Genomic DNA, 22,202 nt, shown 5'->3' on the forward strand with positions numbered 1-22,202 from the left:
TATGCTCCCGTTAAATGACTAAATGATGAACGGCAGATGACAAAACGTCCTCACTTCGCCCCACCATAAATAAAAAAGCCCTGAAACAGACGGCTGCAAAACCGCTGATTCAGGGCTTGTTTAAACTACCAATGCAACAGGGCTTGCCGCCCCGCACTCATTTCCCGAACTCAGACACCGGTTCAACCGGCTGATGCCGACTGCGGGTGCATCTGATGACTTTTCCCTTGCGCTTTCAATAAAAACTGTTCATAAATAGACAGCATGGCCGGCAAGACCAGCAGAATCAACAGCGTCGAAAACATCAAACCGAACGCGATCGCCGTCGCCATCGGTATCAGGAATTGCGCCTGCAAAGAAGTTTCAAACAGCAAAGGCGTCAGACCGCCGATGGTGGTCAGAGAAGTCAGCAACACCGCCCGCACCCTTTGCACCGCAGCCTCTTCAAGAGCCTCATTCACCGCCAGACCAGCGGCGCGCAACTGTTTGTAGAAACTGACCAAAATAATCGAGTCGTTGACCACAATCCCCGAAAGACCGAAAAAGCCGAACAGGGAAAGAATCGTCATATCGATTCCCATCCACCAGTGTCCCAGGATCGCGCCGACCAAACCGAAAGGAATCGCCATCATCACCACCAGCGGCCATCCGTAAGAACCGAACACCCAGGCAAGAACAATATAAATCATCGACAACCCGATCAGCAGACCGATCTTCATATCATTCATCGCCTCCGCCTGATTGGCATTCTGCCCTTCAAGCGAATAGCTAATGCCGTATTTAGCCTGCAACTCCGGCAGAGTCGTCTGTTGCAACGTTTCCAGAATACGGTTGGCGTTGTTTACGGTTTTATCTACTTCACCAATCACGGTTACCGCCAGCAGACCGTCAACATGGCGCATTACATCGAAACCGCGCTGCGTTTCCCAGTTGGCGACAACACTTAAAGAAACCCGTTCACCGTTCGGCGCAACAACCTGCATCGAATTCAAGGTTCCCAGAGTAGCCTGTTGCGCGCGGGGATACTGAACCCTCACCTCAACTTCATCTTCGGCATCGGTAAAAATCTGCACCAGACGACCGGAGAACGCATCCGATAACTGACGTCCCAAAGAGAGATAAGTAAAGCCAAGCGCTTCCCCCTGCGGGGTCAATTCATACAGCAGCTGATCGCGCCCGAACGGAAGATCGTCACGAATCGCGCTTACGCCTTGAATCTGCGTCAGCACCTCCTGCAGCTCAATCGAGGCTTCTTTCAGCTTCTGCGGTTCGGCACCCGTTAAACGAATGTCGATATCACTCCCTGGAGGCCCCATTCGCGGCGCTTCGATAGTCAATACATCCAACCCCGGAACGGTTCCCGCCTTCTGTTGCCAGACGCGAATAAACTCGGCATTACGCGTCTTGCGCTGATCCGGCTCCGACAGTTCGATATTAATCCCGGAAAAGTTCGGGCCGCTCTGGCGTGAAGTTTTGTTGTAATGCACCACGGCCACTTTGAGAATTCCCGGTTCCAGTTCGCGCTCAGTCTCCAATAACGCCTGATACAGCTTTTCGACATAATCACTGGAAACATCCGACGGGGTACCGGCAACAAAACGCGCATCCGCCGACAATTTAGTCGATTCCGGAGACGGAAAGAAAACAAAACCTAAGCGCCCGCCCGCCAGCAAAGCAATGACAAAAATCATCATTGCCAGAGCACTGCTGATGGTGATACTGCGGTGCGCCAGACACCAGCGAATAACCGAACGGAACTGGTGATGACGGAAATGATCGATTGCCGAATCCAGTTTATGGCGCACCGAACCGTCTTTGGCCGGCTCCACCTTATGCAAGGCATGACGAAGATGCCCGGGAAGAATGGTAAAGCTCTCCAGCAAAGAGGCGAAAATCACCGCAATAATGACCAACGGAATGGCGAACAGAATATTCCCCATTTCTCCGCCGATCATCATCAGCGGCAGGAAAGCCGCCACGGTTGTCAGCGACGATGCCGTTACCGGCCCGAGCATACGGTGTGCGCCGCCCTCTGCAGCCTGTAATGCCGGCTCGCCGCGCTCGTGGTGCGCCAGCGCGTCTTCCCCGACCACTATGGCGTCATCGACGATAATCCCCAAGGCCATAATCAGACCGAACAGACTGACCATATTGATCGATCCACCGGCCAGATACAGAATCATCAGCGTAGCCATAAATGAAACCGGAATCCCGACCGCAACCCAGAAGGCAACCCGCCCGTTCATAAACAGATACAGAATCAAGACCACCAGAAGAAGCCCGCCAACCCCGTTATTGACCAGCAGCATAATCCGCTGATTAACCAGCGACCAGGTCTCGTCATATACCTTGAATTCGACGCCCTGTGGCAATTGCGGCTCGGTTTGCAGCAGCCATTCCTGCATGATTTTCGACGATTTCAACGTATCGCCGCTTTCCGCTCGTTGCAACTGCATTTCGATTGCCGGATAACCGTCCACCATAATATAAGGCGCATCTTTTTGTGGGCGGCGGTCAATCTCGGCAATATCCCCGAGCGTGATCTTCTCCAGATTCGAAGTCACTATCGGTGTCTGCGCAAAAGCCATCTCATCGCGCTTCTGCTGCAAAGCGCGCAACTCGCGCACACTGTCGTCATCCCCGACAGTCCCGGCCGGATAATCGCGACTCATCGACGACAGTTGATTACCGATCCCTTCCAGAGAGAGTTGATACTGTTCCAGCTTCTGCTGCGAAACTTCCACCGACATTTCTTCGATCGGCAGACCGGTAAAACTGATCTTATCGATCCCGCGATCGAGAAGCTCCCGCTCGAATCGGCGCACCAGCGGCCGAAGCTCTTCAAGCGAGCCGTTCTGATTGATCACCAGCAGACGTGCAACCGGTTCATAACGGATAATCCGCTCAATCACCGGCACCTGGATATCCTGCGGCAAGTTGCGCAATTCGCTGACCCGCTGATTGATCTGATCGATCGCCTCGATCATGTCCGTTCCCTGCTTGAATTTCAGGGTAACCGTCGACAGCCCCTGTGCCGAGGTTGAACTCATCTCGTCGAGGTTATCCAGATTACGCAGCACCCGCTCAATCGGGTCGGTTACGCTTTTTTCGACATCTTCGGCGTTCGCCCCCGGCCAGACAACGCGTACCGATGCATAATCCAACTCAAAATTCGGAAAGAACTGTACATTCAACTTCATCAGAGCAACGATCCCGGCCAGAATCATTACCAGCATCAACAGGTTCGGAGCCACTTTATGGCGCGCAAAAACCCCGATCATACCGTGCGATTTAAAGCGTTTCTCCGGGATTTCGAAATCGTGATCGATATCATCCTCGCGCGGGGACGATGCCTGGCTTAGCGTTTCCTTATCGCTCATTGCGACACCTCAGACACTTTCAAACCATTAATTGCATTCGGCAGATGCGTCGTCAGCACCTTAACGCCATCCTGTAATTCGGCGGAACCAATCAAGGCCATCAATTTACCATTGCGCATCACCTCACCTTTCAATTCGACCTTAATCGAACGTAGACGCTCGTCCTCAATCAAATAAACCCGATCATTGCCGTAGATCGCGCTATAAGGAACCGCCGCCACCTGATGCATTGCCCGACCTTTAAAATACACTTCCATCAACTCTCCCGGACGTTTGCTGTGCAAAGCATCCGGCATGGAGAAATACGCATCGACGCCGCTGGTTGAAGCCTCACCGGCCAAACGCAACAAATTCAGTTGCAACGGGCTGCCCGCGATTTCGTATTCGGCAATCAGACTCTGTTGCGACAAAAGCGCTTTTTCCGCCTGCGCCAGACTGCTCACCGGCAGCTTCGCTTTCAGCTCCATACTCTCCAGCGCGTAAAAGCTAACCAGTAGCGACCCGACATTGACTCGGTCACCGGCACTGACATTCACCTCTGCGATGCGCCCGTCAAATGGCGCGTAAACTACTCCGCGCTGCTGATTGAGTTTAGCCTGATCCAATGCCGCCTGCGCTTTTTGCAAACGCGCCTGAACCTGAGACATTTGCGAATCGCTCTGTTCTACCGCCAACTGCACGCCGACTACCGTATACTCCTGTTTGACGAGCGCTTCCTTAGCGGCATCCACAACCGACTGCGACGCCAGATTCTTTTGCAACAAGGTTTTTGCGCGCTGCAAAGCCTCCTGCTTTAAAGACAAGACTTTCTGTTCGTGCACTAAACGCTTTTGATTGGCTTTGATGGTCAGCTGCTGCAGTTTTAGCTGCGCTCTGGCATCCGCCACATCGGCGCGTGCCTGATCCACCGGCAAACGCAAATCTTCGGAAGAAAGCGCAACCAGCAGTTCTCCTTTCTTAACCTCATCCCCCGGCAGAACTGCAACCTTTTCCACCACGGCGGAAATCGGTGCCGACGCTTTAACCAAAGCGTTCGACTCCACCACGCCATATAAGGTCTGCACCGCAGACAGATTCTCCAGCGATACCGAGACACCATTAACCATCCACACTTTCTCTTTCACCTCAACCGGCGGCTGTTGCGGTTTGGAGTTTTTCATATAAATAAAAAGCGCAATGGCAACGCCAACAAGAAGAATCGGAATCAGTCGTTTAACCAGTTTGTTCATGTGTTTTGCAGCCTCAAGCTCTTCAAACGCCGACGGATATGCGTTCACCGTTTAATTGAATGTTGTCTGTTAAGGGAATTTAAGTATCGGCTAATCATGCCTGATTTCTACGTAAAAATCGACACGCGTAAGCATAAACAAACCATAACAAAAAGTAATGAACAAGACATTGAGTTTTTTATTAGAGATTGCTAATATCCATTTATTAGATTTTCTTATAAGCCAATAAATATACACACCAGGAGACCTTCACATGAAAAAAATTCTGCTTACCGCATTAATCGGCGGCCTGACTCTCAATGCACATGCATCCGCAGTAAATAGCGACCTGCAAGAAGCGCGTCAGATGGCTAAAGAGTTCGGTGGACAACTTAAACCGGCCTTAAAGGGCGCGATGAAAGCCGGCGGCCCGATCGAAGCGGTTGCAATGTGTAACACCAAAGCGCCGGCCATTGCCAAGGCCGTCAGCGAAAAACACGATTGGAACGTCAACCGCGTCAGCCTGAAACCGCGCGGCGCAACGGCCACACCTGACGCCTGGGAAACGCAAACGCTGAAATGGTTTGAAGAACAGATCGCGGCCGGTGTCAGCCCGAAAACACTGGAAAAATTCGAAATCGTCAAAGCTGATGGCAAAGAAACCATCCGTTATATGAAACCGGTCATGACCGGCGGCGTGTGCCTGACCTGTCACGGCTCGGCGCAACAGATCCCAGACGGCGTCAAAGCCAAACTGGCGCAACTGTACCCTAACGATAAGGCGACCGGCTTCAAGGAAGGCGATATTCGCGGAGCCTTCAGTTTCCAGAAAACGGCCAACTGATCCAAGGACCGGACATCCGTCTGAAAAGTCAGATTCAAGCGAGCAAATTCGCTTGCGTCTGCAATACATATGTCCTATAAATCTTATCCAGAATCATCAAACCCTCACCCGTCTCAAGTTTCCGCTTCCCCCTCCCATTAGCGTGTGATTAAATCGGTTTCATATAACCGCAAAACAGCCTCTCTTTAGGAAGATATCGATGGATATTGTACAAGCCAGCAATCTGGTAAAACGCTATCTGGTTGGCGAACAGCAAGTGACCGCAATCCGCAACGCCAACTTTAATATCAAACAGGGTTCCTTTGTCTCTTTTGTCGGCCCCTCCGGCAGCGGCAAAAGTACACTACTCAATATGATCGGCGGACTGGACAAGCCAAGCGACGGAAAATTATTGATCAATAATACCGACATCAGCACCCTCAACCGCAAACAGGCGGCTAAATTCCGCGGCGAGCATATCGGTTTTATCTTTCAGGACTTCAATCTGATTCCGGTTCTGACCGTGGCCGAAAATATCGAATATCCGCTGTTGATGGTTCAGAACTGGCCGCTGGCCAAACGCCAGCAACGGGTTAAAACCCTTATGGAAGCGGTCGGCATAGCCGAACAGGCCAACAAATTTCCAAGCCAATTGTCCGGCGGACAGAAGCAGCGGGTTGCCGTCGCCCGGGCACTCGCTTCTCAGGCCAAACTGGTTCTGGCCGACGAACCCACCGCCAACCTCGACCATCAAACCGCTTTCCGGATTATCGATCTGATGAAACAGATGCGCGACGATTTCGGCACCACCTTTATCTTTTCGACACACGACAACAAAATCATGAATGCAGCCGAAAGCCTGTTTATGCTCGAAGACGGTGAAATCAGCGAGCATCGACAAACAGCAGCCGAAGGAGAGCGCGAATGAAAATCCTACGCATTGCCGGACGCAACCTTTGGCGTTATCAGCGTCGAACGCTCTTGACCACCCTACTGATTACGCTTGGGGTGGTAGCCATGCTACTGTTCATCAGCACCTCTGGCTCCTTTAAAAATATGATGATCGGGCAAATTACCGACTCAATGCTCGGCCATCTGCAGATTCACAAAAAAGGCTATGTATCCTCCATCGACAGCTTGCCGCTGACCATGAATATGAAACCGAAAATGGTGGACAAAGCCGAAGAAGCACTCGACGCCATTCCGGAAATCGAGGGTTGGTCACCGCGTTTGAAATTCGGTGCGATGTTCAGCAACTTTAACGAAACCACCAATATCCGCCTCAACGGCGTTCTGCCGGAAAGGGAAATTCAGGCCTGCCCGGACTTACCGGGACGCATCCTCGGCGAGCAACCGCAACAACTGGTCGAACCCGGCAAGATACTGATTCCCGAACTGATCGCCAAAGGACTCAAGGTTAAAGTCGGCGACTCCATTGTGCTTGTCGCCACCAACCGCGACGGTTCGGTCAACGGCATGAATTTTCAAGTATCCGGTATCCTTGAAGGGCTTTCCGGACCCGGCGGTCGCGACGGTTATCTGCACCTCGACGATGCCCGTGAACTGCTTCGTCTGGAGAGTAATGAAATCAGCGAAATTGCCATACGCCTCAAATCGCCCGAGCAGCAGAAAGCGGTACTGCAAAAACTGCAACAAACCCTCGGCACGCTCCAGAATCAACAGGGCAAACCGGCTTTCGAAATTCACAGCTGGGAAAAACTTTCGCCATTCTCCAACATCGCCAATATGATTGATCTGATGACTTTGTTTATCAAGATTATGCTGGTAGCGATCGTCCTTATCAGCGTAATGAACGTCATGATTATGGCGGTTTATGAACGCGTCCGAGAAATCGGAACTCTGGCGGCAATGGGCACCCAGCCGGGAACCATCCTCAAACTGTTCATTACCGAAGGGCTATTGCTCGGTATCGCCGGTGCGCTGATCGGCGTATTGATCAGTGCGCTGGTGATTTTCGGCCTGCAACAGGCGGAACTGAGCTTCTCATTCGGCCGCCAAAGCGGCTTGATTCTCGATCCGCAACTGGCACTCAAGGACGTTCTTTTCGCCTCGCTGATTGTCATCGCCGCCGCCGTAATCGCCAGTTTACAGCCGGCTTGGAAAGCGTCCAAACTGAACCCGGTCGATGCTTTGCGTCAAGTTTAACCTGTACGGAGCCCAATCGATGAAATCTCTGCTCATCCCGTTTTTGCTGCTCACAAGCAGCTTAAGTTTAATTCCCGTTCAGGCGCAGGATTCCACTGCGGCCAACGAACTACTGCTGGAAGTCGACCAACGCCTGCAGCCGCAAAGCTACGAAATGTACCGCAAGCTGATCAATATCGAACCGAACGGCAAACAGAAATCCTTTGTGCTGTACACGGTCAAAAAGGGTAAGGATAAAATGCTGGCACTGTTCCTCGACCCGGCCAGCGAGCGCGGACGTTCCAGCCTGCGTATCGGCGAGAATATGTGGCTGTACATTCCCAATGTCGGCAAGCCGTTGCGCATTACCAGCCTGCAGTCGGTAGTCGGCGGCGTTTTCAATAACTCCGACATTCTGCAACTCGACTACAGTGTCGAATACGACGCCACGGAGATGTTCGAAGAAGAACAGCACTACCTGCTGACCCTGAAAGCGAAAAGCCGCAGCGTTGCCTATGACCAGCTGAAAATGTGGGTCGACAAAGAATACAAAACACCACTGAAAATCGAAGCCTATTCGGCCAGCGGCATGCTCATCAAAACGCTGCACTACAGCAAAATCAAGGACTTCGGTAACGGCTATATCCGCCCGGCCATGCTGGAAACCGACAGCCCTCTGTATAAAGGCTACAAATCGGTGATGCTGTTTGACGGCATCAAGCCGCGCGAATTCAATGATGAGGTTTTCTCGCTGAATTATATGGACAAGGCCGGTGAGCTTAGAGAATGAGATTTGCACTTGCACTGCTGATCGCCCTGACGGCATTCAACAGTCAGGCGGAAGATTTCAGTTTCGACCTTCAGGCTTATCAGAAAAAGCCGTATGAGTTTTTCGGTCATGCCGACCTGATGACAACACATCTGCAAGTCGACGAAAACGCAGCCTTGAGCCGTTTAAGCTTTCGCGATCAATCACCGCAGGACTTTCAGCGATACTACGGAGAGCTGGAACTGAACGGCCTGTATCGTTTCGACAACAGTCTCATCAGCTTCCGCGGCTTGGGCAACTATCAGCACGACACCCTGCAAACGCTGAACGATCGCACCATTCAGGAACTTTACTGGCAACTTCAACCGACAACCTCATGGCAATTCGACATAGGCAAAAAAGCAGTCAAATGGGGAAAAGGCTATGCGTGGAACCCGGTTGGCTTTATCGAACGCCCCAAAAACCCGGACGACCCAGAGGTTAACCGTGAAGGTTATGTCATGCTCGGTTCGGAATGGACTCACAGCCTTAACGGATCAATCCGAAATATCAGCGGCGGCCTGTACGCCCTGCCGATAAGTGAAGCCGTCAACAGCGACCTGGACGACAGCGACACGCTTTTAATGGCAGCCAAGCTTTCACTGCTGATCGACATGACCGATCTCGATTTTTACCTGAGCCGTTCTTCGGAGAGCAAGAGTTCCCTGGGAATCAGTTTTGCCAGTAACCTTAGCAGCAATCTCGAAGTGCACGGTGACTTTGTCTGGCGCGAAGCCGTGGAGCGCCCTCTGCTGATGGATGGAGTCTTACAAAACCGCAGCGACTCCGAATTCCAAAGCCTGATCGGTTTACGCTATCTGGACAGCCGTGAAATCACCTGGATTCTGGAATGGCTGCATCAGCCTCAAGCCTACAGTACCGATGAAATGCGCACCTTCTATCAACTGGCCGCCAGCGAAGACCTAAATGACCTGCAACTGGCGCAACAGGCAAGAGCGGCCGGTTACGGCCTGAGCAATGCCGGACGCAACAGTCTTTATCTGCGCGCCAGCCTCAAAGACTGGCTGGACATAGTGTATCTCAATGCCGCGCTCACGCTTTTCTACAACCCGGAAGACCACAGCAGCGCCGTAACCCCGGAATGGGTCTATATCCCTTTGAAAAATCATGAATTGCGTTTAAGAGCGGGTTTTCTGCAGGGAAGCCGCTGGAGCGAATATGCTGAAAAACTGAGTGACCGCAAAGTCGAATTACGCTGGCGCTGGTATTTTTAGAGGATACTTTCTCAGTGTCCGGAACTTTTTGAGAAGAGATTAATCACCATGACACCGGCCAGAATCAAAGCGATCCCCAACATCGCCGCCGGGTCGAGCTTCTGATCGTACAGCCACCAGCCGATCACGGCAATAAGGACAATCCCCAGCCCGGCCCAGACCGCATAGGCGATACCGAGCGGAATCTGTTTCAGACTCAGCGAAAGGAAATAGAACGCGATTGCATAGCCGATTACGACCACCAGCGTAGGCCCTAAACGGGTAAAGCCGTCACTGGCTTTCAGTGCCGAAGTGGCAAAGACTTCAGCGACCGTCGCCAAAGCCAAAAAAAGCCAGTATTTCATATTCAATCCTTTGTTTCCGCTGATCTCTTGTATCAGATCTCAATATCAATCGGTTTTCGGCTGTTAAAAGCGCTCTCGAGCTTATCATAGAGCATCTCCAACGTATCGCCGGTGGCATATTCGGCCACAGCAATATGCAAATCCCCCAGACGATCCTTCAACTTATGGGCAAAAATGGTTGCCGCGTCAATGTCCGAGTAGGTAGCCAGAATCGCGTACCGCTGCGGCCCGAGCTTGCCGAAATAATCCGACTTCCTCAAAAAAGGCAGCACTTTGCGTTTAATCAGTTTGACATCCTCTGTCTCGAACGCCAAAAGCGCAAACGGTTCCAGATGACGCTGCGAACGCGCCATCTCTTTTTCGATCAGCTCTTCGAACACCAGGGCATTATAAGCCTGTGTCTTACTGTCTTTCTGCAGAATCTTTTTCAACTGCTCCTTGGCTTCCTGATCGGAATAGTGATGCCGGTCGTCCGCTTTGTCGAGTGCGAAACCGGCCGCATAATATTTCAGATAAGGAACCAGTAACCCGGTATAGACGAACATCGAGAGCATCACTACCCCGAGAACGATCGCCATAAAAGCCTCTCGATAGATAAAATCTTCGGGCAGAGCAAAGACCATAATCACCGCCAACCCGCCTTTCATTCCGGCCAGTGTCAATGCGCCGGACCAGCGAAAAGGATGTTTCTTCCACCAGATCAACGGCGAAATCATCAAAAAGCGAATTAATGTCGTCAAAACAAAGACCAGCAGAATTTCCAGATGATATTTCCACAGCAGCTGCAAATCGACCACACTGGCGATGGCGACAAAAATCACCCCGTTAGCAAAGAAACCGAGATAGTGCGCCTCCTTTCGGTAGGCGCGGAAATTGACCTCGGAAGCGCTTTCGCTGTTCAGAAAACCATACAACGCCGAAGCGTCGAGCTTTTTATAGTGGCCCTCCTTGTCGAACAGGTATTTGAACAACAGAATCGTGACCACAACGCCCATAATCCCGGATACGCCCTGATGCTCGCTGACCAGAAACGCCATACTGGCCATAATATACAGCGAGAGAAATTGTTCGACGCTGTCGGAGAAAAACTTGAACGCATAATAGCCCATCAGCCCGACCGCCAGCCCGATCAGCACCGACTCAAACAGCATCTTCCCGAAATTCAGCGTGAACTGCGAAAAGGCAAAATCATGCCCCGATATCAAAGGCAATGCGACAAAGAAGAAAATCATCATCGCTGTTATATCGTTAAACAGGCTCTCACCCTCGGCATACAGTTTGAGTTTTACCGGCAGCTTGAAATGCCCGAAAATCGATGTCACCGAAACCACATCGGTCGCCATTAAAGGAGCAAACAGCGCCAGCAGTACACCGATGGCAAAGTGATATTCCGGCAGCACCAGATAGGTGATGCCGATCGCCAGTGCAATCGACAGAATAACGGCTATCAGCGAAAGATAGGTGATGGCCGCCAGATTGTTTTTCAGCTCACTGCGCGACACGCCCAGAACATCGGGAATCAGAATAATCGGCAGCATCAGATAGACGATTTCAGGAAAAAAATCTCCGAAAGCCTGCAGATCGAAGACAAAATTGGCCAGATAAGCCAGAAAAATCGAACTTAAGGCAAAGGGAACCCTGAAACGCTCTTCAAAAAAGCGCGCCAGCAGCACCACTGAAAGAATCAGGGTAAACAACAGCAGCATACGGACTCCCTAAGAATGCCAAATTCCCTTTATCAGAAAAGGGTCTTTGTTATTAAACCCGATTTTCGTTGCGAATCAATTGAGAGATATTATGAATCCGCGTTTTTTCGATCTGCTCGGAAATCTCTTTACCTTGATACCCTTGCGCGATAATCGCTTTATTATCAACTTGGGAAGCCGCTTCCAGCACTTCCAGCCAGAAGGCCTTCTGCGGATAAGCCACTTGTTCATAGCCCAGACGCCCTCGCGCATCCGCCATACAGGCGGTGAGAATTTTCTCGAAGCCTTCCGCATCTTTATAGGCGCCGCAGTTCTGCAAGACTTTGTGATAGGTTTTCGGTTTCAGGTAAGGTTTACCCTCCTTATCCAACCCGTTATGAATCAGACCGTGATATTCGGTCACCTTAAGCGCAAACTGCTCGACCTTTTTCGGCACGCGATAACGCTGGCACAGCGCTTTAACCAGCGGGATACCGGCCGCTTCATGACCGTGATGTTTCGGCCAAAGCTCTTTTGGCGTAATTCCTTTACCGAGATCGTGCACCAGAGCGGCAAAGCGTACCGACAAATCGTCGCTTAACTGACAGGCCGACTCCAGCACCATCATGGTATGAATCCACACATCCCCTTCCGGGTGATGCTTCTCCGGCTGGGTCACACCGTGCAGCGCATCCAGTTCCGGGAAAAGCACGCCAGTGGCTCCGACAGCGTCAAGCACCTCGAAAAAACGGCTTGGCTGCGGTGAATTTAAGACCTTCACTACCTCCTGCCAGACACGTTCCGGCGTCAATTCGGCCAGTTCACCGCTGGCGGTCATCTCGCTCATGAGCAGCCGGGTCTCCTCGGCCAGTTCAAAACCGAAAGGTGCCAGTTTGGCGGCAAAACGCGCCACCCTCAACACCCGCAAAGGATCTTCGCTGAAAGCCGGTGAGACATGGCGCAGAATCCGCGCCTGAAGGTCCTTCTGCCCGCCGTAAGGATCGATAATCTCGCCATCTTCGCTACGGGCCATGGCATTAATCGTCAGGTCGCGACGGATCAGATCATCCTCTAAAGTCACCGAAGGATCGGCAAAAACTTCAAAACCGTGATAACCGCTGCCCTGCTTGCGCTCAGTACGCGCCAGAGCATACTCTTCATGCGTTTGCGGATGCAGAAAAACCGGAAAATCCTTACCGACCTGCTCAAAGCCTTTATCGAGCATCGCTTGCGGCGTCGCGCCGACGACGACCCAGTCACGATCATAAACCTCTATACCCAAAAGCGCATCGCGGACCGCGCCGCCGACCAGATAAACCTGCATCCCTAAACCTATCTAAAAACGGTGCTGAAAAATAAAAAAGCCGTCAAGTGACGGCTTTTGATGAAATCGTTGCGTCCTGTAAGAGGATCAGTCACGATTCGCGTACTTACGATAGCTATTATAGCGTTCGCGCTGATGTTTTGGCGCGGCGTAACCGGCAATCACCCACTCGATACTGGCCGGCTCAAAGCCGAAAAGCTCAGCAAACGACTGATCGGTCACGGCATCTTTCTTCAAGGTCAGCAACTGCGATTTATTCACCGACTTGAATGGCGCCAAACCGCCCAGAGCCGCCATAATTCTGGCATTCAGATTACACATCGGGAAAATCACCGCATCTTCGATCTGCATTTTGTCGGCAACCAGGCGACCAAGTTGTTTCAAACTCATCGCTTCATTACCGGCGACTTCCAACTTGTGACCGAAGGTAGCCGGATTTTTGATCGACGCGACCATGGCTTCGGCAAAATCTCTAACCCACAGCGGCTGAACTTCAGTGCCTGAATTTGCAACCATCAGCACCGGCATGCGTTGCAGCTGTTTAACAAACGGCGCGGTCGTATCGTCATCTTCACCAATCAGCAGACCGGCTTTGAAGACCGTAACCTTGGCATTTGCCACGGTATTCATATGGTTGTCCAGTTCGGCCAGCGAACCCAGCCAGCAGTGGCTGTCCTGTTCGGTGCTCGCGCCGATGCGCGACAAGCTCAGAACACGCTCGACTCCGGCGCTCTCCATAGCCGTTTTCAGCTTAAGAGAAACATAATCAAGATCGTCCTTCTCCACCAATTCGGTACCGGTAGAACGATCAGCAATCAGATTAATAACGATTTTCGAGCCCTTCAACAGCGCTGCCAGCGCCTCGGCATTATCATACGAATCCAGCTGAACAAGCTTGGTTTGCGGATAAAGAGCAAACTCGCGGAAACGCTCCGGACGGCGAACCACGACCTGTGTCTGATAGCCTGCTTTCGAAAGCTGATTCACCACCGCACGACCAACAAACCCTGTGCCGCCAAAGACGGTGACTTGATTTCCTAACATCTTTAAAATCCAATTTTATTTTTCAAATCCGCAAAGGATAATCAATCAGCCGCGTGTTGGTCAAGTATTTCATGGTCTCGACCTGCGGAAGTTTTTGGTACAATAGCCGGCTAATTAATTTAATAATTTCAGTGAAATAGGCTTTTTTATTATGCAAGCAATAAAAGTTTCTGCGTACCGCAGCCCGAAAAAAGAGGAGCTTTACCTCTTTGTTCCGCATGAGGATGGACTCGAGAAACTGCCTAAAGAACTTTTAGTAATGTTCGGCGAGCCGCAGCATGTCATTGACTTTGACCTGACCCCGGATCGTAAAATGGCGCGTGAAGATGCCGCCGAAGTTTATAAATCGGTAACCACCAAAGGCTTCTTTATGCAGATGCCCCCTACGGAAGTCGAAAAAATCAGCGACTACGCACCACCTCCGGAAAACCTGGACAATATTTATTAAAACAGCAAGGCTACGTGTATTTACAAATAGCAGACGCTAGCTACAATAACTATTCGACGTTTTAATTCACCGAGATAAAAGGAAACCATCATGGCATTTACGCTACCGGATCTACCTTATGATTACGATGCGCTGGAAGTCTCTATCGACGCGCGTACCATGGAAATTCACCACACCAAACACCACAATACGTACATCACTAACCTGAACAACGCCATTGCGGATACCGAATATGCGGACAAGTCTCTGGAAGAACTGGTTAAGAATGCCGGATCAATTTCTCCTGCGGTGCGTAACAACGGTGGTGGTCACTGGAACCACGCTTTCTTCTGGGAAGTTATGACCGGCGACAGCATGGGTACACCAAGCGGCGCTCTGGCTGACGACATCAACGCGACTTTCGGTAGCCTTGATGCGATGAAAGAGAAATTCAACACCGCCGGTGCAACCCGTTTCGGTTCAGGCTGGGCTTGGCTAACCGTTTCTGCAGACGGCAAACTGGAAATCTCTTCTACGCCGAATCAGGACAACCCGCTAATGGACGTTGCCGAAACCAAAGGGACGCCTATTCTTGGTCTTGACGTTTGGGAACACGCTTACTACCTGCGTTACCAGAACCTGCGTCCTGCATACATGCAAGCGTGGTGGGATGTCGTCAACTGGAACAAGGTTGAAGAGCTGTACACTGCCGCTAAGAAGTAATTCCAAGCGACTGCGAACACCAGCAGACAGAACCCGAAAAGCCGGATTTCACTCCGGCTTTTTTATTACTGCGAAAAAGTCTGAATCCTTAATCCTGCAGATCTCTGATCCAAACTTTGTTCTCCATAAACGACGGAATCAACACTCGGTTGCGCTGGCTGTCCAGCCCCAGATCCGCAGGCGATTGCATATCTTCAAACAGCGTTTTCGGCGCCTTGCCATCCTGCCATTGCAGGACGGCCTTGGCGGTCCAGCTTGAGAAAATCACTTTTCCGGTGACATCTTCAACCAGTCCGTCCAGACGGTTAAAAGGCATTTTTTCGCTGCGCAACAGCTTCCCTTTAAGATCGAAGTGGTGCACGTCCCCGCTACCGATGGTCACCATCAACAATTCGTCATTCTTTTCCAGAATCCCGTTCGGACGCCCCAAATCCATATCCTTGACCAGTGTCGTCAATTCGCCCTGCGGGCTGATATGATAAATGGCATCCTTGCCGTTCGGCTTAAAGCCTTCCTTGACGCCACTGTCCGTCACCCAGACACCGCCTTGCGAGGCCGGCGTCACACCGTTCAGAAAGCCGGCATCCGGTACCGGAATTTCCAATAGTGGCTTACCTTCCGGCAAAGAGAAAATGCGCACACGGTCGATATCGGCCACATACAGACGGCTGCCGATCGCCACCATACCTTTAGGCGCATTCAAGACCACTCCATGCTTGCCGCCTTCGACCCATTTCAGCTGCTCCACTTCCCCCTGAGGATTCAGCAAGGAAATAAAGCCGTTATTATCCTTGCCGAACGGACTGCCGTTAATATTGGCAACATAATAACGATCCGTCTTAACCGAGTACTCGACAGACTCCGGCGTCGCGAAACCGACATTTTCAACGGTCATATCGGCATTCGCCGCCAGCGAAAAACAGCCACAAAGCAACCCCAGCCATAATCGTTTCATAAGAGATTCTCTCCAAAATAATCCTGTAAATCGTGCCATTGCAATAATACGTTTTTTTACGCAAAACTGAACAGTTATTTTACTTCCATTTGATCGCGTCAACAGCATGCGCAGAATCGCGCGTATATCCCCGCTATAATAAAACCCGACCGGCCCGAAAACGCAGCCGCACAAGTTTTTTGAACATTCAACAAAGGCGAAAACCTTGCTACCTCCAGAGATATTGATTCCTTTCATTGTCGCTTCGGCCCTGCTCAGTATCGCGCCCGGCCCCGACAACCTGTATGTCCTGACTCAGTCCGCGCTTTCCGGGGCGAAAAACGGCTTAATCATTACCCTTGGACTCTGTACCGGGCTGATCGTGCATACCACTCTGGTTGCCATCGGCGTGGCGGCGCTGATACAAGCCTCGCCCACCGCCTTTACGTTATTAAAAATTATCGGTGCGCTCTACCTTCTCTATCTCGCGTGGCAGATCCTCTCCTCTCCGGCCGCCAGACTCTCCGGCGGCAAAACGCAGTCGTTAACGCCGTTTCAACTGTACCGCCGCGGCATATTAATGAATATTTCCAACCCGAAAATTCTGGTCTTCTTTCTCGCCTTTCTGCCGCAGTTCGCCTTGCCGCAAAACGGGCCGCTTATGCCGCAACTCTTTCAGCTCGGCGCGCTGTTTATTGTGGTCGGATTTATTATTTTCAGCGTCATTGCATTCTTATCCGGAAGACTGGGAGACTGGCTCAAACACTCCCCCAGAGCGCAGCTTTATTTGCACCGTATCGCCGGCGCGGTATTTATCGCTCTGGCGATTAATCTTCTCGCCGCTCAGGTATAGCTTCTTCAAGCGGCTATCAGCAAAGTGCTTTGTCATTGAATTTGCAATAAAATGCCACTAACCCAACACTTTAAATCAGGAGAGTGACAAATGGTCAGCTTAACAACCCCGGTCTGTGAATTCGGCAAAGACGCCATCGACTTTAACCTGCCCGGCGTAGACGGTCAGAACTGGACACTGGAAAAAGCCAAAGGAGAAAACGGTCTGCTGGTGATGTTTATCTGCAACCACTGTCCGTATGTCAAAGCGATTCATAAACGACTGGTCGAAGACACCCGCATCCTGCGCGATGAATACGGCGTTAACTCGATCGCCATTATGTCCAATGATCCGAACGAATACGCCGAAGACTCTTTCGAGAATATGAAAAAAGTCGCCGAGCAGTGGGATTTTCCTTTTCCTTATGTGATTGACGAAACTCAGGAAATCGCCAAAGCCTACGGCGCGGTGTGCACACCGGATTTCTTCGGCTATAACGCCGAGTTGAAACTGCAGTATCGCGGACGCCTGGACGAATCGCGTAAAGAGACGGCACCGGAAGGCGTACGCCGCGATCTTCTGGAAGCCATGAAACAAGTTTCCCAGAGCGGACAAGGCCCGCTGGAACAGATTCCATCTATGGGCTGTTCGATTAAGTGGAAGAAATAAAGCTTGTTTTCTAGTTCTTTTAGCAGTTCGGCTAATATATTCTTTATAGATTAGTCGAGCTCTCTAATTAATTCTTCAAAAGACTCCACAGAAATTTGCTCTCCTAATTCCGCTCTAATCCGGTAAAGCTTTACATTAGATTTTCGAAAAATTGAATCTTTCATTTCATCTCTTTCTTTAGCTTTTTCATTGTCATGAAAAACACTATCCAATTCAAAAAATTTAATTGGAAAATATTCTTTTGCTGGATCAAAGATAACGCAATCAACCATTCCTCTAAAAAAATATTCTCTTTCATTTAAACTCAATTCATTTTTAATTAAATTGAAATCTAGAATCGCATTTAAAGCCACATTTGGATAAGGGAAAAATGATGGAAACACATTTTTTACCGCTTGAAAAAAATTTTTCTCTTGTTGCGACTTGAACAGCTTAATTACTTTTGAAGTATCTGTAACAGTAGTTGACGTTTGTTTAATATTTGCCAAACCATCGTTATAGTAATTCTGTTTGCGAGCCCGAGTCATTATCTTCTTAGCCAACTCAAGCCTATGCTGGTGTTCTTTAGCTAGATCCACCGCCAACTCAAAATTTAAATTCAGTAAAGCTTCTAGTCTTGCTATCAAAACATTATCGGCAAATTCTTGATTAAAAGGATTTCCTTGAATCACCACTAGTTGTGATGGCCATTTGAGCAATACTTCTTTCTCTTCATCAGTTTTTGTATTAATGTCATTAATAAATTGTTCTTCAAAAACTTTAATTGCTTGAGCTATTAAAGGGTCTGAAGTTGTCATAACTTCTTTAGAGTTTTGATACATGAGTTCAGCAAACGCCTCCCAGTCTTTATCAAAGACCAAACCATACAAATATTCTCTATCCAACATCATTAAACCTTTTTAAGACAAACACGAATAATATACATCATATAAATTACTGCATTATGTACTAGTCCAATAAACGCAGAACCTGGTTGGAGCAAAGTAGAAAGTTAATAAAAGAACGAGTGCAATAACGAACCTCTATCGGCATCAAAATTTCAGAAAAACGACTTATAACGCCCATTAAACCTACTTGTGCGACAATTTGTCACAGGCAATTTTGCTCGTCTCCCGGTACAATTCCGCCATCTGATTAAACTTACCGAAAAAAGACGATGAAAAAAAAGTTACTCGCTTCCCTGATTCCTTCTTTAATGGCGACTTCGGCCTTTGCTGCGCAGGATCTGCCGGCAATCACCGTTGTTGAATCCTCAGAAAATTCTGAAATCAACCAGAGCAATATTTCCAAAGAAGCCATTCAATCCGGCATCAGTTCCAGCAGTGACCTGACTGATATTCTGAGCGAATCGCCAAGCGTTTCGGTCAATCAGGCCGGCGGTATCTCTGGCTTCCCGGTCATCCGCGGCATTGCCGACAACCGCTTGAACGTTCAGTTAGACGGTATGCAGCTTGTCGCTTCGTGCCCAAACCATATGAACACGCCTCTGTCTTATGTCTCTCCGACACAGGCGGAATCGATTGAAATCTATCCGGGAATCACCCCGGCCAGCGTCGGCGGCGACAGCATCGGCGGAAGTATTCTGGTCAAAACCGAAGACCCGGTATTCGCTCCGGCCGGCGAACAGATCACCCAGGGTGAATATGGCGGTTATTTGCGCAGTAATGGTCAGGCGAAAGGCGCAAACCTGACTGTAACCACCGCCAGCGACAAACTGAATCTGACCTACAAAGGCTCTTACGCGGAGTCGGGCAACTACGATGCGGCGAGTGATTTCAAAACTTTCACGACCACAACCAACCCGGCTGCCGGCACCCTTTTCACATCCGGCACCGAGGGCTCAACAACCGATAAAGACGAAGTCGCCGGAACGGCCTACAAAGTCATGAACCACAAATTCAGCATGGCCTATAAAGGCGATGACAGCCTGTTGACCGCAAGTGTTACCAAACAAAACACGCCTTATGAGCAGTATCCTAACCAGCGTATGGATATGACGGCCAACGATAGCACCAAACTCAATGTCTCTTTCGACAAATCCCTGAACTGGGGTGAAGTTCATTTGCAAGCCTATAACGAACAGGTCGATCACGAGATGGCGTTTATGGATTATAAAATCCAGACCCAGATGCCGATGGTGACGGAAAGCACGACTAACGGTTTCAAACTGTCTGCCGACCTGCCTTTAAGCGCAAGCAGCGACCTGATTGTCGGTACCGAAATCCAGCAGTTCGCTCTGGATGACTACTGGGATCCGAATCCTGCCTCAGCGGGGATGAGCCCGAATACGTTCTGGAACATCAACGACGGTACCCGCGACCGTTACGCGCTTTTTGCAGATTGGGAAAAACAGCTTGATAGCGCATGGAAAACCCGTCTCGGAGCACGTTTCGAGCAGGTTCTGAGCGATGCCGGCGATGTTCAGGGTTATCATGACAGCGATACCTTCACCAAACCGAACAACCAGGTTGTGACCACCAATGAACTTACGGAATCCGAAGTATTCAATGCCTCCGACCGTTCCAAAACCGATAACAACCTGAACCTGACGGCTCTGGCCAGCTATCAGCACAGCGATACCTTTGATCTGGATTTCGGTCTGGCACGTCAGGTGCGTTCGCCTAACCTGTATGAACGTTACACCTGGTCAACCTGGACCATGGCGGCAGTCATGAACAACTTCGTCGGAGACGGCAACGGCTATGTCGGTGACATCAATCTGAAACCGGAAGTCGCCTATACCGTCAGCGCCAATCTGGACTGGCATGCAGCAGACCGTAGCTGGAGCCTGCAGGCTATGCCGTATTTCTCCTATGTTGAGGATTATATCGATGCGCTGGCGCTTACCAGTTTCGATGGTTTTAACGTTCTGCAATACACCAACCAGACCGCGCGTATTTACGGCGTCGATATCGCTGCAAACACCCATATTGGCAAAAATTCATATGGTGACTGGAGCGCGAAAGCGAAAGTGAATTACGCGCGCGGCGAAAACCTCGACAGCAACGACAATCTGTACAACATTATGCCGTTGAATGCGACGGTGACACTGATGCAGAAAATCAACCGTTGGAGCAATGCGCTTGAAGTGGTGATGGTGGATGCCAAAGACAGCGTTTCGGATGTCCGCAACGAACTTGATACTGCGGCCTATACGCTGGTAAACCTGAAACTGAGTTATTCGGTTAAACGTTTCCGCTTCGATATTGGCGTCGATAACCTGTTCGACAAGGCCTACGACCTGCCGACCGGTGGTGCCTATACGGGTGAAGGTAAAACCATGTCGATCAGCGGTGTTCCGATGTTAGCCGTACCGGGCGCAGGACGCAGCCTGTATCTCGGGTTTAATGCCAAATTCTAAAGCAGGTTTCGGATGAAACCTCTGAGGAAATAAAAGCACAAACAAAAAACGGCACTTCATGTGCCGTTTTTTTTGTTTTCGTTGACGCGGAAATTTTCGCCGCACCCGATGCACAGTATCCGATCTACTTTAGATTCATTAAAGGCAGCAAATTCTGCAGGCATGCGGCAAAAAGCGGTTGGGCATTCGTCATCGCATCCACTTCATGCATCGGCGTATTGACGATACTGAACAGCGAGGTAAAAGCCTCCAGCTCACTGACCCCGAGACTGCCGCAGATACCGATACACGGAATATCCCGTTCCTTAGCCATTTCGGCAATTCGCATCGGCAGCTTACCGTAAGCGGTCTGCTCGTCAATCCGTCCTTCGCCGGTAATAACCCAGTCAATCGCTTGACCGCCTACGGCTTCCATCGCCTGGTCAATCTGCAAACTCTGCCGCAAGACCTCGAAACCCGGTTCGATTCTGGCATCAAGAAGACCGATAAAACCGGCGGCCATCCCACCGGCTGCGCCCGCTCCCGGAAGATCGCGAACATCTCTGCCGGTCTTATGCTGAATAACATTCGCCCAGTTTTCCAGCCCTTTTTCCAGAATATCGAACTGCTGCGGCTGCAACCCTTTTTGCGGGCCGAAAACTGCCGTCGCGCCCTTGTCGCCTAAAAGCGGATTGGTGACATCGCAAGCCAGTACCCACTCAATCTCCAGAAGATGCGGAGGAATGTCGCCGACCTCGGCAACCTGTCCGAGCCCTTGCCCGCCAAGCATCACTTCCTTGCCCTTGGCGTCAAAGGCGGAAATCCCCATAGCGCTTAAAGCCGCGGCGCCGCCGTCGTTGGTCGCGGAACCTCCCAGACCGAGAATAATCCGTTTCGCTCCCTGCTTGATGGCCGCCAAGATCAATTGCCCCGTTCCCAGACTGTGGGTCTGTAAAGGATTACGCTCGTCCGGACGAATTTTCGGCAGACCGCTGGCCTGCGCCATTTCGATAATCGCCGTCTGTGTTTCCTGCTGCCAGCCATAGGCCGCTTTGATTTTACGCCCCAGAGGATTGCTGACCCAGAGCGTTTCACGACTTGCCAGACCGGCGGTCACATAAGCATCGACAAACCCTTCTCCGCCATCTGAAAGCGGCAGACTGATCACTTCGGTCTGCGGCGCGTAAGCTTCGATCACCTGAGTGGCAATCTGACAGAATTGCGTGGCGCTCAGAGAACCTTTAAAACTATCCGGCGCCAGTAGAATTCGACTCATGTATC

The 22,202-nt window shown here is 50.5% G+C and carries 19 protein-coding genes; 10 read left to right on the forward strand and 9 right to left on the reverse strand.

Features of this window, described 5'->3' with window-relative positions:
- Nucleotides 1-182: 182 nt before the first annotated feature.
- On the reverse strand, nt 183-3,380 hold the full coding sequence (locus J3999_RS01970; RefSeq protein WP_208126303.1) for an efflux RND transporter permease subunit: 3,198 nt from the start codon (nt 3,378-3,380) through the stop codon (nt 183-185).
- Entirely contained in the window at nt 3,377-4,609 is a 1,233-nt protein-coding gene (locus J3999_RS01975; RefSeq protein WP_208126304.1) for an efflux RND transporter periplasmic adaptor subunit, read from the reverse strand. Before J3999_RS01975 ends, J3999_RS01970 begins: the two co-directional genes overlap by 4 nt.
- A 253-nt stretch (nt 4,610-4,862) precedes the next feature.
- Between J3999_RS01975 and J3999_RS01980 the strand changes: the two genes are divergently transcribed.
- From J3999_RS01980 to J3999_RS02000, 5 genes are all read left to right on the forward strand, one after another.
- Nucleotides 4,863-5,432, forward strand: coding sequence for a DUF3365 domain-containing protein (locus J3999_RS01980; RefSeq protein WP_208126305.1), 570 nt, complete (start codon nt 4,863-4,865; stop codon nt 5,430-5,432).
- A gap of 199 nt (nt 5,433-5,631) precedes the next feature.
- The gene (locus tag J3999_RS01985) at nt 5,632-6,339 is read left to right on the forward strand and encodes an ABC transporter ATP-binding protein (RefSeq protein ID WP_208126306.1); all 708 of its coding nucleotides are present in this window, start codon (nt 5,632-5,634) and stop codon (nt 6,337-6,339) included.
- Complete coding sequence (locus J3999_RS01990) at nt 6,336-7,577, forward strand: ABC transporter permease (RefSeq protein ID WP_208126307.1); 1,242 nt, start codon at nt 6,336-6,338, stop codon at nt 7,575-7,577. Before J3999_RS01985 ends, J3999_RS01990 begins: the two co-directional genes overlap by 4 nt.
- 19 nt (nt 7,578-7,596) lie before the next feature.
- The gene (locus J3999_RS01995) at nt 7,597-8,346 is read left to right on the forward strand and encodes an outer membrane lipoprotein-sorting protein (protein ID WP_208126308.1); all 750 of its coding nucleotides are present in this window, start codon (nt 7,597-7,599) and stop codon (nt 8,344-8,346) included.
- Nucleotides 8,343-9,599 (forward strand): hypothetical protein, encoded by a 1,257-nt coding sequence (locus tag J3999_RS02000; protein WP_208126309.1) that lies wholly within the window; start codon nt 8,343-8,345, stop codon nt 9,597-9,599. Before J3999_RS01995 ends, J3999_RS02000 begins: the two co-directional genes overlap by 4 nt.
- An 11-nt stretch (nt 9,600-9,610) precedes the next feature.
- Here J3999_RS02000 and J3999_RS02005 read toward each other — a convergent pair whose 3' ends face one another.
- The 4 genes from J3999_RS02005 to J3999_RS02020 all read right to left on the reverse strand — a co-directional run bounded on the left by J3999_RS02005 (nt 9,611) and on the right by J3999_RS02020 (nt 13,996).
- Nucleotides 9,611-9,943 carry a multidrug efflux SMR transporter gene (locus J3999_RS02005; protein ID WP_208126310.1) on the reverse strand — a complete coding sequence of 111 codons (333 nt, stop codon included), beginning with the start codon at nt 9,941-9,943 and terminating at the stop codon, nt 9,611-9,613.
- A 32-nt stretch (nt 9,944-9,975) separates the two neighbouring features.
- Nucleotides 9,976-11,649 carry a cation:proton antiporter gene (locus J3999_RS02010; protein WP_208126311.1) on the reverse strand — a complete coding sequence of 558 codons (1,674 nt, stop codon included), beginning with the start codon at nt 11,647-11,649 and terminating at the stop codon, nt 9,976-9,978.
- 52 nt (nt 11,650-11,701) lie between these two features.
- A complete protein-coding gene (locus J3999_RS02015) occupies nt 11,702-12,952 on the reverse strand; it encodes a multifunctional CCA addition/repair protein (protein ID WP_208126312.1) in 1,251 nt (416 codons plus the stop codon).
- 87 nt (nt 12,953-13,039) lie between these two features.
- Complete coding sequence (locus J3999_RS02020; protein WP_208126313.1) at nt 13,040-13,996, reverse strand: NAD(P)H-binding protein; 957 nt, start codon at nt 13,994-13,996, stop codon at nt 13,040-13,042.
- Between the two features lie 151 nt (nt 13,997-14,147).
- On the opposite strand from J3999_RS02020, the gene J3999_RS02025 reads away from it, so the two are divergent.
- Nucleotides 14,148-14,444 (forward strand): YcgL domain-containing protein, encoded by a 297-nt coding sequence (locus J3999_RS02025; protein ID WP_208126314.1) that lies wholly within the window; start codon nt 14,148-14,150, stop codon nt 14,442-14,444.
- A gap of 90 nt (nt 14,445-14,534) precedes the next feature.
- Nucleotides 14,535-15,146, forward strand: a complete 612-nt coding sequence (locus tag J3999_RS02030; protein WP_208126315.1) for a superoxide dismutase — start codon at nt 14,535-14,537, stop codon at nt 15,144-15,146.
- An 88-nt stretch (nt 15,147-15,234) separates the two neighbouring features.
- Here J3999_RS02030 and J3999_RS02035 read toward each other — a convergent pair whose 3' ends face one another.
- Nucleotides 15,235-16,101 carry an SMP-30/gluconolactonase/LRE family protein gene (locus tag J3999_RS02035; RefSeq protein ID WP_208126316.1) on the reverse strand — a complete coding sequence of 289 codons (867 nt, stop codon included), beginning with the start codon at nt 16,099-16,101 and terminating at the stop codon, nt 15,235-15,237.
- A gap of 205 nt (nt 16,102-16,306) precedes the next feature.
- Here J3999_RS02035 and J3999_RS02040 point away from each other — a divergent pair, with 205 nt between their 5' ends.
- Both J3999_RS02040 and J3999_RS02045 read left to right on the forward strand, forming a co-directional pair.
- A complete protein-coding gene (locus tag J3999_RS02040) occupies nt 16,307-16,933 on the forward strand; it encodes a LysE family translocator (protein WP_208126317.1) in 627 nt (208 codons plus the stop codon).
- 90 nt (nt 16,934-17,023) lie between these two features.
- Nucleotides 17,024-17,581 (forward strand): thioredoxin family protein, encoded by a 558-nt coding sequence (locus J3999_RS02045; RefSeq protein ID WP_208126318.1) that lies wholly within the window; start codon nt 17,024-17,026, stop codon nt 17,579-17,581.
- A gap of 50 nt (nt 17,582-17,631) precedes the next feature.
- Here J3999_RS02045 and J3999_RS02050 read toward each other — a convergent pair whose 3' ends face one another.
- Nucleotides 17,632-18,468 (reverse strand): DUF2726 domain-containing protein, encoded by an 837-nt coding sequence (locus J3999_RS02050; RefSeq protein ID WP_208126319.1) that lies wholly within the window; start codon nt 18,466-18,468, stop codon nt 17,632-17,634.
- Between the two features lie 269 nt (nt 18,469-18,737).
- Between J3999_RS02050 and J3999_RS02055 the strand changes: the two genes are divergently transcribed.
- On the forward strand, nt 18,738-20,942 hold the full coding sequence (locus tag J3999_RS02055) for a TonB-dependent receptor (protein WP_208126320.1): 2,205 nt from the start codon (nt 18,738-18,740) through the stop codon (nt 20,940-20,942).
- 124 nt (nt 20,943-21,066) lie between these two features.
- Here J3999_RS02055 and J3999_RS02060 read toward each other — a convergent pair whose 3' ends face one another.
- Nucleotides 21,067-22,197, reverse strand: a complete 1,131-nt coding sequence (locus tag J3999_RS02060) for a glycerate kinase (protein ID WP_208126321.1) — start codon at nt 22,195-22,197, stop codon at nt 21,067-21,069.
- Nucleotides 22,198-22,202 lie beyond the last annotated feature (5 nt).

Source organism: Thiomicrorhabdus sp. 6S3-12, from assembly GCF_017571475.1.
Taxonomy (GTDB): domain Bacteria; phylum Pseudomonadota; class Gammaproteobacteria; order Thiomicrospirales; family Thiomicrospiraceae; genus Thiomicrorhabdus.